The sequence below is a fragment of the Anoxybacter fermentans genome (assembly GCF_003991135.1).
In the GTDB taxonomy this organism is placed as follows: Bacteria; Bacillota; Halanaerobiia; order DY22613; family DY22613; genus Anoxybacter; species Anoxybacter fermentans.
This window is the reverse complement of record NZ_CP016379.1, coordinates 2845559-2860229: the sequence shown is the minus strand read 5'-3', so window position 1 is coordinate 2860229 and position 14671 is coordinate 2845559. Positions and strand designations below refer to the sequence as shown.

Here is a 14671-nt window from a genome sequence, read left to right as displayed (position 1 = left end):
ATTCCTTCAGGGGAATGTTCTTCCAACCATTGATGGTTACTGATACTGTATTTGGATTTTTTACACCACAGGTAGAAAGCTTTTCAGTACTCGGGTAGTTCTTCACTGCTTTTAACTTTAATCTTAGCTGAAGTGTATAGGCCTCCGTAAAAGTCTACCAACCTGACATCACCTTCAGACTGAATATTTTCTGACTGAAGAGAAATCCAGAATTCATAACCATACCTCGGGCTTCCTGCTGATTATCTATGACCATGGGGTTGAGTGAAAAATCCATGGTTTTTCTTTTGTTTTTGAAATAAAAGAAATGTTCTATTGTGAAGAGAGTTTTAATTGTTTATATTAAAAGCAGGGAAAAATAGTTATAGAGAGAATAGTAAATGCGTAAAAACCTTCAAATAGCTTAAGTTTGATGAAAATTAAACAAAGCCTTTAACAGCTATAATAAGCAAAAATATGTTTAATTTAGAAGGTAACCAAAATATGAGTCATATAGAAATGTTAGAAATTGAAAGTTTCAGAGGTTTAGAAAAAGTGATATTGAAAATGGACAAACTGAGGTAATTAATATTAAGGGAAGGCAAATCAAGTATCTATAGCTGATAATGGTTGGATATGTATAGAAACTTTAAACAAATCAATAGCTATACAAAGTTTGTATAGTTTTATTTCAAAAATGATAAATATTTCAAAATCTATAACAAAATAAAAGATGTTATATTAATAAATGGACATAATAATCGGTTTAAATAATTAGTATTTAGTTTTAGATATTCACATGATATGAGGAAAAATCTTCATGGCTAAGGGGTTTTTTCTCACTTTTAGATGGAATTTTTATGAAAGTATTAAATATTAGTTTTAAAAATCAGAAAGATACATGTTGTTGTGTTCAAACCTGGTGTTAAATTTATTAGTTTAAAATGTTATAAAGGAGTGTATACAATGAAAAATTATATAAAATTACTTTCTACCAATAGAAGTTTTTTGCTGATAATGTTATCTGATTTATTATCAAATGCGGGAGATATTTTATTTACAATTGCCTTATCATGGACTGTTCTTGAAAGGACAAAATCCATTCTTTTAACCAGCATATTGTTTATTTTAAAATATCTATCCCAGTCTTTTTGTTCTATATTTTCAGGTCTTTTAGCAGATAGATTTTCAAGAAAAAAATTATTGATTATAAGTATGTTAAGTCAGGCATTTATACTCTTTCCCTTTATGATTTTAATTAGAATGGATTATACAAAATATTTATGTATAATTTTTCCTATTCTTTTTATTCTTTATCTCTTTTCAACATTAGCAAAGCATACACAGAATGTAATGATACCAGATATTGTATCTAAAGATGATCTGGTTACAGCAAATTCAGTTGATATAATTTTAAATAGAGTTGTAGGAGTAGGTATGTTGGCGGTGGCTGGTTTTTTGACTTCTGTATTAAAAATTACAACTATTGTATTTATTGATATTATAACTTTTTTGATACCTGCTGGATTGTTGTATTTCTTTTTGCCTGATGTTAAATTAAATGAAAATTTAAATATAACTAGAGAAGACCCTTGTAAAAATAAATGGCTGCAAGAATTAAAGGAAGGCTGGCAATATATATGTAGTGATACTTTTGTTTTTAATTTTTTATTTTTACTGGTATTTTTAAATTTCCCTTATTCTATTATGAATATATTTCCTCTGGCATATGTAAATAAAGTTTTAAATGGGCCTGCATCTTCTTATGGAATAATAAAATCAGTAATATTTGCATCTACCTTGTTAAGTATGTATGTAATAGGAAGTAATAAAATTTTTTCAGAAAGATCGGCTACTTTCTTTTCAGTAGGTCTTTTAGGTTCTGGTTTTGTAATGCTATTTTTTTCTCCCATTTTTTCAAATACAATAGTTACTGCATCAATATTGTTTTTCATTTATAATTTTTTTGATACATTAACTCAACCTCTCTTTATTAATTTGCGGGGACGAATTCCCAGTTCAGTTAGAGGAAGGGTATTGGGAATTTTTGATGCTATTGTAGTTTTTGTTATACCGGTTTTTACTTTTGTTGGTGGGTTTATTATGGATAATCTGGATATAAGAAAAGTAGCTATTATTGTTTCTATATTTTTATTGTTTTTTGGAGTGTATAGTATAAAATTAAAGTTAATAGAATAATGTTAGAAAAAATAGATAACTAAAGAGCTAAGGATTATGGACACAAAACTGATGCTTATAGATAGGATTAGACTTACATTACGTGTATTTACATGACGAAGAATAAAAATAGTTAATGTAATTGACAAGCTGGAGGGATATATGGAGCTTTACTTTAGAAATTTAAACTCCGCATTGCGGTTCTAAAAGTTAGAAAAAGATAGTATAAGGATTTAATAGAGTTTATTTTGCTGTTTTTATATAATAAAAAGAAAGGAGAAATTTTTATGTTAAATAAAAAATTGAATACTTTATTAATAGCTATTATTTTTGTTTTTTTTGTTTCATCTATTGGTATAGCTAATTATGATTTTGTTGAAGATTTTAAAAACATTTCTCTAGATGAATTGTTAGAGATATTAAAGATTGATATAGTAAAATTTTCTTTACCAAAAGATAAAATTTCAAGAATTATATTGTGGATTGATATTTATGAAAAAGATAATATAGAACCAATTAAGACAATTGGGCTTTCTTCTATATTTAGCAAAGAAAGTGTAAATGGTGATTTTTTATTTAGTATTGGGTTTGATGAACCTCCTTTATTTAAAAAAAATGAAATATTTATTGCATGGGGGGTTAAAGAAGTTTCAAAAGGATTTTTAGGGACACGGACTACTCTTGATATTTCAAAATATATTAATATACATGGCAGAAAAACTAAAGCTTTTAGAAAGCCAGATAAAATTAATATAAGATTTAATGAGCCTATAGCTATTTATCAGTTTTTATGGGGAGAAAAAATATATGATTGTAATTTGGATGATATAACTAATTTAGTTAAACATCATGATTTCATTTTAACAGTAAATATTATGTTTTTAGATGAAAAGTATGAAGATTATGATCCCATTACACGTACATTTAAGTAAAATATAAAAATAACCTATTCCTCGATATTTTAAATAAAGTTAAATTATTTTTTAAGGCTCTCCGTCAAATGTTGTGAAAGATAAGTTGGCTCCGTTGAATTGATTGGTAAATTGATTTTGAAATAAACATTTAAATTTAATAACTTAACATTGCATTAAATACTCTTCTCCTTAGATTCATAACATTTGGAACACCATATCCAATCCTTTTGATCAATTTAATCTTGTTATTGATACCCTCAGCAAAGCCATTGGTTATCTTAGTCTTAAAATAATTTAGTATTTTTTCTTCCCATCTTTGTATTATCTTTTTTACCTGGTAAAAAGGCATCAGCTTGCTTTTTATTACTTCTTTATACCACCTTTTTAGAGCTCTGGTGGCTTCTTTCACATCATCTAGCTGCAATAGGTCTCTGAATTCCTCTTTTAATTCCCAGGCCTTTTCTAGAGCTGGACTGAGTTCAAATAATTTGATGAGCTTTTCATGTTCTTCATCTGTCAATTCTTCAGCTCGTTTTTGGAGTAATAAACGACTTTGAAAAAACTTTCTTCTCTGATGATTATTTACTGTTTGTTGAACTTGTTTTCTAACTTCATCAAGGGCTCTGTTCATTAAAGTTACAAGATGAAATTTATCTATAACAATTTTTGCATGAGTAAATGCTGCATTTGCTACTGCTTTGAACGGCCGCCACATATCCATAGAGATCGATTGAATCTGTCGTCTTTGTTCATCTTCCCAACAATTAAAGTAGTCAATTAAATCATCCTTTTTGCGAGTAGGTAAAATGTCAATTAACTCCCGATTAATTGGATCTGTAATGCTAACTCCATATTTATGGCGTTTTAAAACTGCAAATTCATCGATACTGATGGCTTTTAATTGACTAAGTTTTGAAACTTGTTGTTTAATGAGAGGGTCAACTACTTTTTTAACTGCATTATTAACAGCTGTATAACTTAACCCGTTTTCTCTAGCAACTTTAGAATAATCCTTGCTGACAGTTTCTTTAGCAAGATATTTATCAAAGCGTTTGGTTTTACGGGCATATTTATCAATACTTTCATATTTTTCAGGGATACCCCTCTTATGACAATAAGGACAACGATATCTTTTCTTTAGAAGTCTAATGATTACTAGTTTACCTCTTATGGGGATGTCTCTAATATTTTGCCATTTTGTATCATGGATTTTATTAGTGATATTACCACACTGAGGACACACAATGTGATTTTTCTTTGCTTCAGCGATAAAAATATATCTGTCCTCCGTTGAAATAATTTCAGTTGCAATAATGTCTGGCAAATCAAGAAATTTTATGATATTATTATATTGCATTTGCTGGACTCCTTTCTTTGGTTTTTAGTTCGCAACTAATTAATTCAACGGAGCCAGCAAATGCCTTTTTATTTTTTATAATTTTTTCTTCACAACATTAATTATAGACCCTTTTTTAATAACAAAAAATTTAACTAGTACAACTTAACATGGAGCCTCTAAGGATATGATCGAGAAAGTCAAGCTGTAATTTTTCGTGGCAATGAGTTGGTGGATTTTATTTATGGAGTTAGCTCATTTGATTTTTGTCTTTATGATGAAAATGGTGATATTTTAACTGGAAAATTATTTCCAGTTTGCATGAGTTTTATAATGTTTGATGCACCTATAGTATAGAAGGTGTATTTTTTATTGTTTATAAAAACATGTGAATGAGATAGAAGTTTTTGGCAAAATAGAGTATTTTGTAGGATAAAAATTTATTTCTGGAGTAAAAAAGAACTAAAAAGTGGTTTTATTCAAGGTTTTTTAAGGTGTAATGTCGAAATATAATTTATTCAAAAAATCTCTTCAAAAAAGTGGTGATAGATGGTATGGCGCTAATAGACCATAAAGTTGAAGAGATATTTCCAGGAGAATTTATTAGTAAGAATTTAGTTAGTAAATTTAAAAAAAAGCTGAATATACCGGTTTATATTTTGGAGAATCTAATCCTCAGGTATCAAAAAGGAGAAATGAATGAAGAAGAAGTGGAAAGGATTACTCAAATATTACAGGAGAGAATGGTTAATCCCAAAGAGAATTTAAAGGTACAAGCCAGGATTCGTGATGAAGGAAGCCTTACTATAATAGATAAAGTAACAGCTACGGTTATTAGAGGACAAAATAAATATTGGGCAGAGTTAATAAACCTGGGAGCTAAAAAGGTGACGATTTCCAATGAACTGATTAGAAAATATCCTGATCTATTGGAAAATGGTTTGTGGGCAGAAGTAAAGATAAGGTATCTCAATTCTGATGCTACAAAAGAGAGTGAATTTGAGATAAAAGAGTTAACTTCTCTTCAAAGAACAACTTTTGATTTTGAGGAATTTAAAGAAAAGGTTAGTAAGTTAGCAAATTTTTTGTGGTTTAATCTCCTATTGAGAAGCATAGGTATTGAACCATTTAATTTCACTAAAAGAAAAAAACTGTTGTTTTTGGCTCGATTAATTCCTTTTGTAGAAAAAAATTATAATTTTATAGAACTAGGAGCCAGAGGCACAGGAAAATCATATATATATCGTCAATTGTCCAGTGAATCTATTTTGGTTTCAGGTGGTAAAACAACAGTAGCAAATCTCTTTTACAATATGGGAACAGGACAACTTGGTTTAGTTGGAAAAAGGGAAGTTGTTGCTTTTGATGAAGTGGCCTATATTGACTTTAAAGATAGAACGGCAATTCAAATTTTAAAAGATTACATGGAATCAGGATCATTTAGTCGGGGAAAAGAAATAATTTCAGCAGAAGCCTCAATGGTTTTTTTAGGGAATATTAATCAAGATATACAAGTTTTATTGCAAAAAAGTCATTTATTTGAACCATTACCTCAATTAATGCAAGATCTGGCTTTAATTGATCGATTTCATTTTTATTTGCCAGGTTGGGAAATGGAAATACTGAAAGAAAGAGATTTTACAACCCACTATGGATTAAAGTGTGATTACTTGGCTTTAGCAATGAGTAAATTAAGAGAACTGGATTTTACAGATGTTATAGATGATTATTTTATCTTTGATAAAAGAATGAATGCTCGAGACAAGCGGGCGGTTAAGAAGACTGTCTCTGGATTTCTCAAATTATTGCATCCTTCTGGTCAGTTTACTAAAGAAGATTTAAAATTATATCTTGACATAGCCCTGGAAGGAAGAAAACGGATTAAAGAACAGTTAATTAAGATGGGTTCTTTTGAATATAAGGAAACATCATTTGAGTATATTGATCGTGAATCTCAAAGAAGATATTTTCCGATTTTACCTGAAGCTTGTTTGGATACAGGGTTTAAAAGAAGATTAGCTGAGCCGGGAGTTGTTTATATTGGGCAGATTTTGGATGATGGTCATGATTTTGCTTTATTGAAGTTAAAAGTTGAATATAAACCTGGTAGTGGTAGGTTATTCTTTAATGGAGAAATAAATCAGTCTATAAGAAATCATCTTAGAAAAACCTTTATAATTATTAAAAATAGAAAGTTATATTTAAGATTAAGGCAGAAAATAGAACAAAATGACTTTTATGTTACAGTAACTCCTCTTATAAATCAGATCGAGGCTGATATTAGTAATGCTTTCTTTATTGCTATATATTCTTTGTTAACTAATAAATCGGTTTCTGCCGGGTTATTGGTTACGGAAAAGAGTAGCATTTATCGAAAACCTGTCTTTCATTATGAGCTTAGGGCTATAAAAGCAGAAGGGGAGAATGGACAAATAAAAATTTTATTACCTTTAAAAAAAGATCATATTTTTGTAGAGATACCACGTGAAGTTATTGCTGAGGTTCCTTACTTTATCACAGTATAAATGATTTTACTGTAAAAAGCAAATTTTTCGTTTCAAAAGAAATTTTTCGAACCATCTAAATCCTGTAATGAGGACATTCTTTTAAATCTCACTAAGATGATTAAACGAAAAATTTCTCTTGAAGCGAAAAATTAGCTTTTTGCAGTGAAATCATATAATGTTTTAGTAAATAATATTTCTCAGGAGGTAATTAATACAATGACCAATCAAATGAAAGCAATAGTTTATCTTGCTTTTGCTGTTCTGGCTTTTAGTTCTATGGAACTTGTAGGTAAAATGGTGGCAACTCAAATGATTCCCCTTCAGGTGACTTTTTTAAGATTTGCTATTGGATTTTTCATATTGGTTCCTTTTATCATTTTGGATATTAAAAGACGCAAAATAACCTTGGCTATAACTGATCTGGGATGGATGGTTATTTTAGGAATTTGTAATATCACTTTCGCAATGGTTCTGCTTCAAAAGGCAGTAACTGCCATTCCTGCATCTCTTGCGGCTATTATTATAAGTTCAAACCCAATATTTACAGTAATATTTGCGAGTATTATTTTAAAAGAAAAGATTACCTATCGAAAAATTACCGGACTTATTCTGGGGGTTTTGGGATTAAGTCTGGTTACTGATATATTTAGTTTTTCTGTTTCTGAGGTAAATGGTATTGGAGTTTTAGCTGCTGTTGGAGCATCATTTTTTTTCGGCTTATATACGGTTTTGAGCAAAAAGGTAGTAAAAAGATTAGGTACAATGATTACCAATGGGGGAGCATTTTTTAGCGGGAGTTTGACTTTACTTTTTATTCTCTTAATAAAAGGTGAACCTATTTTAACAGGTCTAAATCGAACTACGATAGGTCCTATACTATTTCTGGGTATTGTGGTAAGTGGCTTAGCTTATCTGGCTTTCTTAGAAGGATTAAATTTAATTGATGCCAGTAAGGGTGGGATAGTTTTTTTCTTTAAACCTATTATAGCTTCAATTATGGCTTTTATTATTTTAAATGAGACCATAAAAGTGAATATGGTAGTGGGTACGATTTTTATCATCCTTGGTTCTGTTATTATGGTGCTAGAGAAAGCAAAACCGTCACAAATCCAGCATAAGAAGGTCTGTTGATTGTATTGTAAAATTAAGTCTATAATAGGTAATAAGAGAAACTGAAATGTGATGTAATAAACCGGGAGGTATAATATATGAAAAAGCAAATCTGTAACAAGTTGCAATTTTTCTTAAAAGGTCTTGAACAGCGTTTAAAGGATAACGAAGATTTTTTTCAGGAAATTATAATTAATTTTAAATCGGGGGCTAAAATTTTTCCCGCACGTTTACAATATGCGGGGCCAGAAAAATTAAAGTACAGCTTTCAAGGTGCTTCAAAGGTTATTTCCTTTACCGATTTAAGTCAGGAGGTGGCAAAAGAAGCAGAAAACTTTGATGAATTAATCTTGACTTTTGTAGAACGGGGTACCAGAATTCTTGTTGAAGCAGATAACAAGGATGTTAGAATTAAATATGAAGATGCGGCACAGAAAGAACCCGAAAGTTCACATTATCAAACGACGGCCCAGGTTGGAAATAGGGAATATTACATAAAAGTAGGACAGGCAGATGAACTTTTAAAAGCCATCGGGATTATGACAAAAGACGGTAAGATCAAAAATGATATGATCCGCAAATATAATCAAATCGATCATTTTGTGGAACTGATCGATGGTATGCTGAAAGAGTTGGGGGATAAGGATGGTCCTATTAATATTCTCGACTGTGGATGTGGTAAATCCTATCTGACTTTTGTCTTAAACTTTTATTTGAAAAATATCCTGAAAAAAGACTGCTATTTTATAGGACTTGATTATTCAAAAGGAGTTATTGAAACTTCCAGGGAGATTGCCAGAAAATTGGGATACAGAAACATGGATTTTTATCAAACAGATATTAAAAATTTCAAACCCAACCGACCTATAGATCTGGTAATCAGTCTCCATGCCTGCGATACTGCTACTGATGAAGCGTTGGCCTTAGCTATTAAGTCTAAGGCAAAAGCAATAGTTGCCGTTCCGTGTTGTCATAGGGAACTTTTAGACCAATATTCTTTTGATCTTTTGGTACCCATTATTAAACACGGGATTTTTAAAACCAGACTTGCTGATCTTTTGACTGATGGATTAAGAAGTCTTTATTTGGAAGCTAAAGGTTATAAGACTTCAGTAGTTGAATATATTTCACCTCTTGAGACTCCGAAAAATTTAATGATTCGAGCTGTTAAAACCAGAGAAGTAAATCCAAAAGCTCTTAAAGAGTATCAGAGGTTGAAGCAGTTTTTAAAGGTCAATCCGGCTATAGAAAGATTTACAGAGACCGTCAGTTAGATGAGCAGTTATGCTCAATAACTGGCGGTTTTTTTATAAAATTTAGATCAACACGGTAATTATTAATATCTTTGAGGTTTGGGTAACTTTTTGTCATAGAAAAAAAACCAGATTCATAATATTAAATGGATAGTAAATATTAAAACAGGAAGGATTAGGGAAATGTATGGCCGGATACAAAAGATAGGGGTTTTTTTGATTATTTTTATAATTTCAATTAGCCTGCTTGTAGAAGGTGGAGTTATTCAGGAGTATGGGTTAGTTTATTCAGGGGAGCTCAGATTGGCCCTTTATATTAAAGAAGGACAAAGTATATTGAAGCCGGATTATTTATTATATCTACAGGGCAATCCGTATCCGGGATTATATCTGGTGACATATCTTAAGCCTGATGGAGAATTAATTGACCGGATTATGCTTAATTACACAAAAGAAAACCTTAAAATCCAGTTGGGAGATTATTCGCTAAATGAGATGGAGAATGATTTTTTTTCTTTTAATCAGGATCAGCGGGGCGGTTTGATTGGTTATCAATTTTTTAATGGGGCGATTGAGTTGCAGATACTAAAGGCTTTTGTTAAGGGGTTGCATTATCAGGACAAAATTAAGGGCAATGGAAGTAGAGGTCCGTATAATTTGAGTAATAGTCCCATCATTCCGGGGAGTGAAAGTTTGTATTGGAATGGAGTAAAATTGACGAAAGAAGAATATCAATTGGACTATCAGACGGGAGTTGTGTTTTTAAACCGTCCCCTTTTAACGGATGAAGAGATTGAGGTCAGCTATACTTACCAACCCGGAGGAGGTTATTACGAACGGTTGCAGAAGGGATTCTCCATCTCTTTAGAAAAGGGGCTGATTCATGGGGGAGTAAGTTGGATAGTAATAGAAGATTGTCCGGGGGAAAATGTTATCTTTTATCTGCCGGCCAGAACTTTTCAGGCCGGTATCTTGACCGGGGAGTGGAATGGTTTAACATGGTTAAAGTTAGAAAATCAACTTGCCTGGTCGGAGATTAGAGGGTTATTGGAATTCCGGGATTGGGCATATGATGGATTAATACGTCTTGGTAATGATCAGACCCATCTTAAGTTAAGGTATACCTATCATGGCCCGGAATTTATGTCTTCAATAGATCAAAAAGAGACAGCTCCATTAGAAGAATATAGATTGGAAGGGCGATGGTCTGTAAATCCTAATCTTTATCTATTGATACACTTTGATTATAGTCATGATAATCCAGAGAAAAACCCGGAGTTGATCACAGAATATAAGGAACTTCGACTTTTAAAGGGATATTGGCAGATAAGTCCTGATTCTTATCTGCAGTTTGTCTATCAGGAAAACGAGGAAGGGGATGACCTGATATTTTTACCAGAGGGAAAAGAGGGAAAGATTGGTTTTCTCACATATAGTTATCAGGGGCCATATTCCCTTGACCTGGAGACCGGGTTCGGACAGTGGATCTGGAAAAGTCAGTCTGCCTCTCAATTGAATTTAAATCACCAATTTATTCAGCTTAGCTCCCGTTTAAATTGGAAGAAGGAACGGTTAACTGGTCAACTGGGTTTTAGATCAAAGTACATTCATCCTATTAATAAAATTGAAAATCAATCTGAGGATAGGGTGGATCATTTTATTAATTATGATTTAGCTTATCAGATGGGGAAAGGACAGATTTCTTTTTCAGGGGAAGAAGAGTTTAAAGAAGACTATCAACGTCATTTGCAAGAAATTAGAATTAAAAAACGTTTTCTGAACATTTTTCAGACTGAATTTAAATATCAGCAGGAAAAAGAGGTTTATCCGGGAGCAGATGGAGGGTTAGCCAGAAAAATATCTGTTCAAATTTTTTATCAAAACCCAATTCGGATTGAAATTCGTTGTAATCTGAGTTCTAAAGGTGGTTCAGCACAGGCTTTCTTAAGTGGAGAAAAGGGAGCAATTAAATTGAATTGGGTGAAAGATAAGAATGGCCAACAGGTGAGTAGTCAGATAGAGTATAATCCAGTTCCTGAATTTAAGATTATTTCCCGATTTATATATCAAAAGCAGAAGGAATTATTTAAAAAAGAATCGGTCTGGTCTTTGGTTCTTACAGGGAGTTACCAATTTAATAGAATGACTAAATTGAATTTTTCTGCAGAATTACCCCTGACTGTTGATGGTTGGAATGATGAAGAATATAAAAGTGAAATAGAATTAATATTTTCTCTATGAAGTTATATTAGAAAGAATATTGGAATATATTTTATAATAAACTAAATTTTTAAAAGGGGGTATAAGTCACGGATGAAGAGGTCTTTTCTTTTGGTAGTAACACTATTGGTTATTTTTAGTGTTGGGGTATTTGGGGTAGCAGCTGCAAAAAATGTTAGAGTTATGGTGGAAGTAGAAAAATATACTGACACAATGCTGGCAGAATTGAAGGGGATGGCTGTTAATATTAATTTTAAGTTTCCAGAGATTAATACAGTTGCATTAACAGTAAGAGAAGAAGATATACCTGAAATTCAGGGAATGCCGGGTGTAGTTGGGGTTTATCGTGATGAAGAAGTGACTGTTCATGGCGGACTTAAAACCTGGGATCTGGATATTATTGATGTGGAAGTTGTTCATAATAATACCTACATAGATGTTGATGGAACAGGGGTATATGTAGCTGTTCTGGATACTGGCCTTTTACCTCATTGGAAAAATTATTTCCCAGAAGAGCGGATAGCAACAGAATTGGGTATGGGATTCCATAACCCACAGGGACAGGAAAACCCGGGAGCCTGGATCGGGACCCATGCTCATGGTACTCATGTTACCAGTACTATTATTGGATATTACCTTTATAATACTCCGATAGATGGAGTTGCTCCTGGAGCAAAAATTATTCCAGTAAAAGTTCTAAGTAACCAGGGTTCAGGTTATACTTCTGCTGTAACTGCAGGAATTATCTATGTTGCAAATTTACGGGCCAGCGGTAAAATAACTGAGCCGATTGTAATTAATATGAGTTTAGGAGGTAAATATCCGAGTGTTCCGCAATTAAAGGCTATCCAATATGCCATTAAGCATGGTGTAATTGTAGTAGCTTCTGCCGGAAATGAAGGAGAAGCGGGAATGGGCTATCCGGGCGGTTATGATGAAGTTATTTCAGTAGGTGCTGTTGGCTGGAGAGATATGTGGCTTCAAGGCTGGCTGGGAGATGTAGCTGAGGGTGATATTGTTGATCAAGTTTATGTAGCTGATTTTAGTAGCCGGGAATTACCGGGCCAGTTTCTGGATGTATTGGCTCCGGGTGTCTGGGTTGTCGGACCATATTCAGTTTATGGTGCTGCTCATCCACCACGCTGGGCTAAGCAGGATAAAATGGGCCAATATTATTATCTAAGCGGTACCAGTATGGCTGCTCCTCATGTAGCTGGGGTTGCTGCTTTAATGCTTCAGAAAAATCCGTTCCTGACCCAGAAAGATGTGGAGAAGATTCTAAAAGAGACTGCCATTTATATTCCTCCTAATTCAGTCTTTGTTCCCGACCCCTGGGGTGGAGAAACTTTTGAGTGGGGCAGTGATGCTACCGGTTCAGGTTTGATTCAGGCTGATGCAGCTGTAAAGGCAGCGGGAAGTTATTAATCAGTGAGGTTAAATCAACCATGGGATACTTTCCGTGGTTGATTTTTTTTAATGTATAATAAATTACAGCAAAAATAAGGGGCTGTCCCAAAAGTCCCTTTATAACCCCCAAAAGTAAATATTAAAAGAAAGGTGTTGTCAGAAATTTTTATAAAGACAACACCTTTTTTTTATGGTAAAATATAAATATGAAGAGGAAAAACCATAATAAAAAGACATTTATTGAATATAATATGAATCAGACAATGTTGCCTTTGAGTTTTGATGTGTTTATTCCTGAGAATCATTTAGTAAGGGTGGTAAATTCAGCTATAGAAAGGATGAATATTGAACCCCTGCTTGAAAAATATAAAGGTGGGGGTAGAAGCAGCTACCATCCGAAAATGATGCTTAAGGTTATAGTATATGCCTATACTCAGAGAATATATTCATCAAGACGAATTGCCAAGGCACTTCGGGAAAATATTTATTTTATGTGGCTTAGTGGTAACAATAAACCTGATTTTCGGACGATAAACCGATTCAGATCAGAGATCATGAAAGATGTTATTGATGAGGTATTTGCATCAGTATTGGAACTTCTTATAGAAGAAGGATATGTAAAGTTAGAGAATTACTTTTTAGATGGTACAAAAATAGAAGCTAATGCAAACAAATATAGCTTTGTCTGGAGAAAAGCGACAAAGAAGTACAAAGCAAGGCTTAGGGCAAAAATTAATGAACTTTTAAAAGAGATTGAGAAAACCAACGAAGAAGAGAATAGATTGTATGGGGATAATGACCTGGAGGAGATGGGTGAAGGAAAAGAAATAGATTCAAAGAAACTCGAAGAAAAAATTAAGGAACTTGAAGAACGTCTAGAAAAGAACTCCAAAGATAAGAAGTTAAAAAAAACAGTTAAAGAGCTCAAAGATAAATGTCTTCCTCGAATGAAAAAATATGAGCAGCAGGAAGAGATTTTAAATGGACGAAACAGTTATTCTAAAACAGATACTGATGCAACTTTTATGAGAATGAAAGAAGACCACATGAAAAATGGGCAATTGAAGCCCGCATATAATGTTCAGATAGGTACAGAGAATCAGTTTGTAGTTGGTTATAGTATTCATCAAAGGCCGGCAGATTCAAGATGCTTAATACCTCATTTAGAAAAAGTAAAAGAAGTTACAGGTAAGATTCCGGAAAATGTGATAGCTGATTCAGGTTATGGTAGTGAGGAAAATTATGATTACTTAGAGAAAGCCAATACTAATATTTATGTTAAGTATAATACTTTTCATAAAGAACAAAAGAAGAAGTTTAAAAATGATATATTTAAAGTAGAAAACTGGCCGTATGATAAAGAAAACGACGAGTTTATTTGTCCTGCTCAAAGAAGACTCATTTACTGTAAGACAAAAGAAATTAAGACTGAAAATGGATATACTAAACAAATTAGATATTACAAATGCGAAAATTGTGATGGGTGTGAGTTAAAAGAAAATTGTACCAAGGCCAAAGGTGATCGAGTAATAAGAATAAATTTTAAATTACGTGAATATAAGCAAAAGGTAAAGGAAAACCTTTGTTCCGATAAAGGTATGAAACTCCGTTCTCAAAGAGCAATTGAAGCGGAATCTGTCTTTGGAAGGATCAAAGGTAATTGGTCATTCCGGAGATTTCTGCTTCGTGGCCTTGAGAAAGTAAAAATTGAATGGGGTTTACTGTGTATAGCCCATAACCTGGCTAAACTGGCAACAGTATAGAATG

The 14671-nt window shown here is 32.5% G+C and carries 9 protein-coding genes; 8 read left to right on the top strand and 1 reads right to left on the bottom strand.

Going from position 1 to position 14671, the window contains the following annotated elements:
• Positions 1-945: 945 nt before the first annotated feature.
• Both BBF96_RS12965 and BBF96_RS12960 read left to right on the top strand, forming a co-directional pair.
• Entirely contained in the window at positions 946-2178 is a 1233-nt protein-coding gene (locus BBF96_RS12965; RefSeq protein WP_127017560.1) for an MFS transporter, read from the top strand.
• 266 nt (positions 2179-2444) lie between these two features.
• Complete coding sequence (locus tag BBF96_RS12960; RefSeq protein ID WP_127017559.1) at positions 2445-3089, top strand: hypothetical protein; 645 nt, start codon at positions 2445-2447, stop codon at positions 3087-3089.
• A gap of 136 nt (positions 3090-3225) precedes the next feature.
• Here the strand turns inward: BBF96_RS12960 and BBF96_RS12955 are convergent, their stop codons facing one another.
• A complete protein-coding gene (locus BBF96_RS12955) occupies positions 3226-4428 on the bottom strand; it encodes an ISL3 family transposase (RefSeq protein WP_127017387.1) in 1203 nt (400 codons plus the stop codon).
• A gap of 533 nt (positions 4429-4961) precedes the next feature.
• Here BBF96_RS12955 and brxL point away from each other — a divergent pair.
• The 6 genes from brxL (at position 4962) to BBF96_RS12925 (ending at position 14667) form a co-directional block, all read left to right on the top strand.
• Positions 4962-6932 carry a BREX system Lon protease-like protein BrxL gene (brxL, locus tag BBF96_RS12950; RefSeq protein WP_164731062.1) on the top strand — a complete coding sequence of 657 codons (1971 nt, stop codon included), beginning with the start codon at positions 4962-4964 and terminating at the stop codon, positions 6930-6932.
• 198 nt (positions 6933-7130) lie between these two features.
• The gene (locus BBF96_RS12945; RefSeq protein ID WP_127017557.1) at positions 7131-8045 is read left to right on the top strand and encodes a DMT family transporter; all 915 of its coding nucleotides are present in this window, start codon (positions 7131-7133) and stop codon (positions 8043-8045) included.
• A 77-nt stretch (positions 8046-8122) separates the two neighbouring features.
• Positions 8123-9298: a class I SAM-dependent methyltransferase gene (locus BBF96_RS12940; protein ID WP_127017556.1), complete on the top strand. Its 1176-nt coding sequence runs from the start codon at positions 8123-8125 to the stop codon at positions 9296-9298.
• Between the two features lie 162 nt (positions 9299-9460).
• Entirely contained in the window at positions 9461-11518 is a 2058-nt protein-coding gene (locus BBF96_RS12935; protein ID WP_127017555.1) for a hypothetical protein, read from the top strand.
• Positions 11519-11590: 72 nt separating this feature from the next.
• On the top strand, positions 11591-12922 hold the full coding sequence (locus tag BBF96_RS12930) for a S8 family peptidase (protein WP_127017554.1): 1332 nt from the start codon (positions 11591-11593) through the stop codon (positions 12920-12922).
• Between the two features lie 188 nt (positions 12923-13110).
• Positions 13111-14667, top strand: a complete 1557-nt coding sequence (locus BBF96_RS12925) for an IS1182 family transposase (RefSeq protein WP_127017553.1) — start codon at positions 13111-13113, stop codon at positions 14665-14667.
• The last annotated feature ends 4 nt before the right edge of the window (positions 14668-14671 follow it).

What these genes read in the sequence shown, in the direction of transcription:
- BBF96_RS12955 (WP_127017387.1), bottom strand. Translation starts at nt 4,428, where the DNA reads ATGCAATATAATAATATCATAAAATTTCTTGATTTGCCAGACATTATT.
- BBF96_RS12940 (WP_127017556.1), top strand. Translation starts at nt 8,123, where the DNA reads ATGAAAAAGCAAATCTGTAACAAGTTGCAATTTTTCTTAAAAGGTCTT.
- BBF96_RS12925 (WP_127017553.1), top strand. Translation starts at nt 13,111, where the DNA reads ATGAAGAGGAAAAACCATAATAAAAAGACATTTATTGAATATAATATG.
- BBF96_RS12965 (WP_127017560.1), top strand. Translation starts at nt 946, where the DNA reads ATGAAAAATTATATAAAATTACTTTCTACCAATAGAAGTTTTTTGCTG.
- BBF96_RS12960 (WP_127017559.1), top strand. Translation starts at nt 2,445, where the DNA reads ATGTTAAATAAAAAATTGAATACTTTATTAATAGCTATTATTTTTGTT.
- BBF96_RS12930 (WP_127017554.1), top strand. Translation starts at nt 11,591, where the DNA reads ATGAAGAGGTCTTTTCTTTTGGTAGTAACACTATTGGTTATTTTTAGT.
- brxL (WP_164731062.1), top strand. Translation starts at nt 4,962, where the DNA reads ATGGCGCTAATAGACCATAAAGTTGAAGAGATATTTCCAGGAGAATTT.
- BBF96_RS12945 (WP_127017557.1), top strand. Translation starts at nt 7,131, where the DNA reads ATGACCAATCAAATGAAAGCAATAGTTTATCTTGCTTTTGCTGTTCTG.
- BBF96_RS12935 (WP_127017555.1), top strand. Translation starts at nt 9,461, where the DNA reads ATGTATGGCCGGATACAAAAGATAGGGGTTTTTTTGATTATTTTTATA.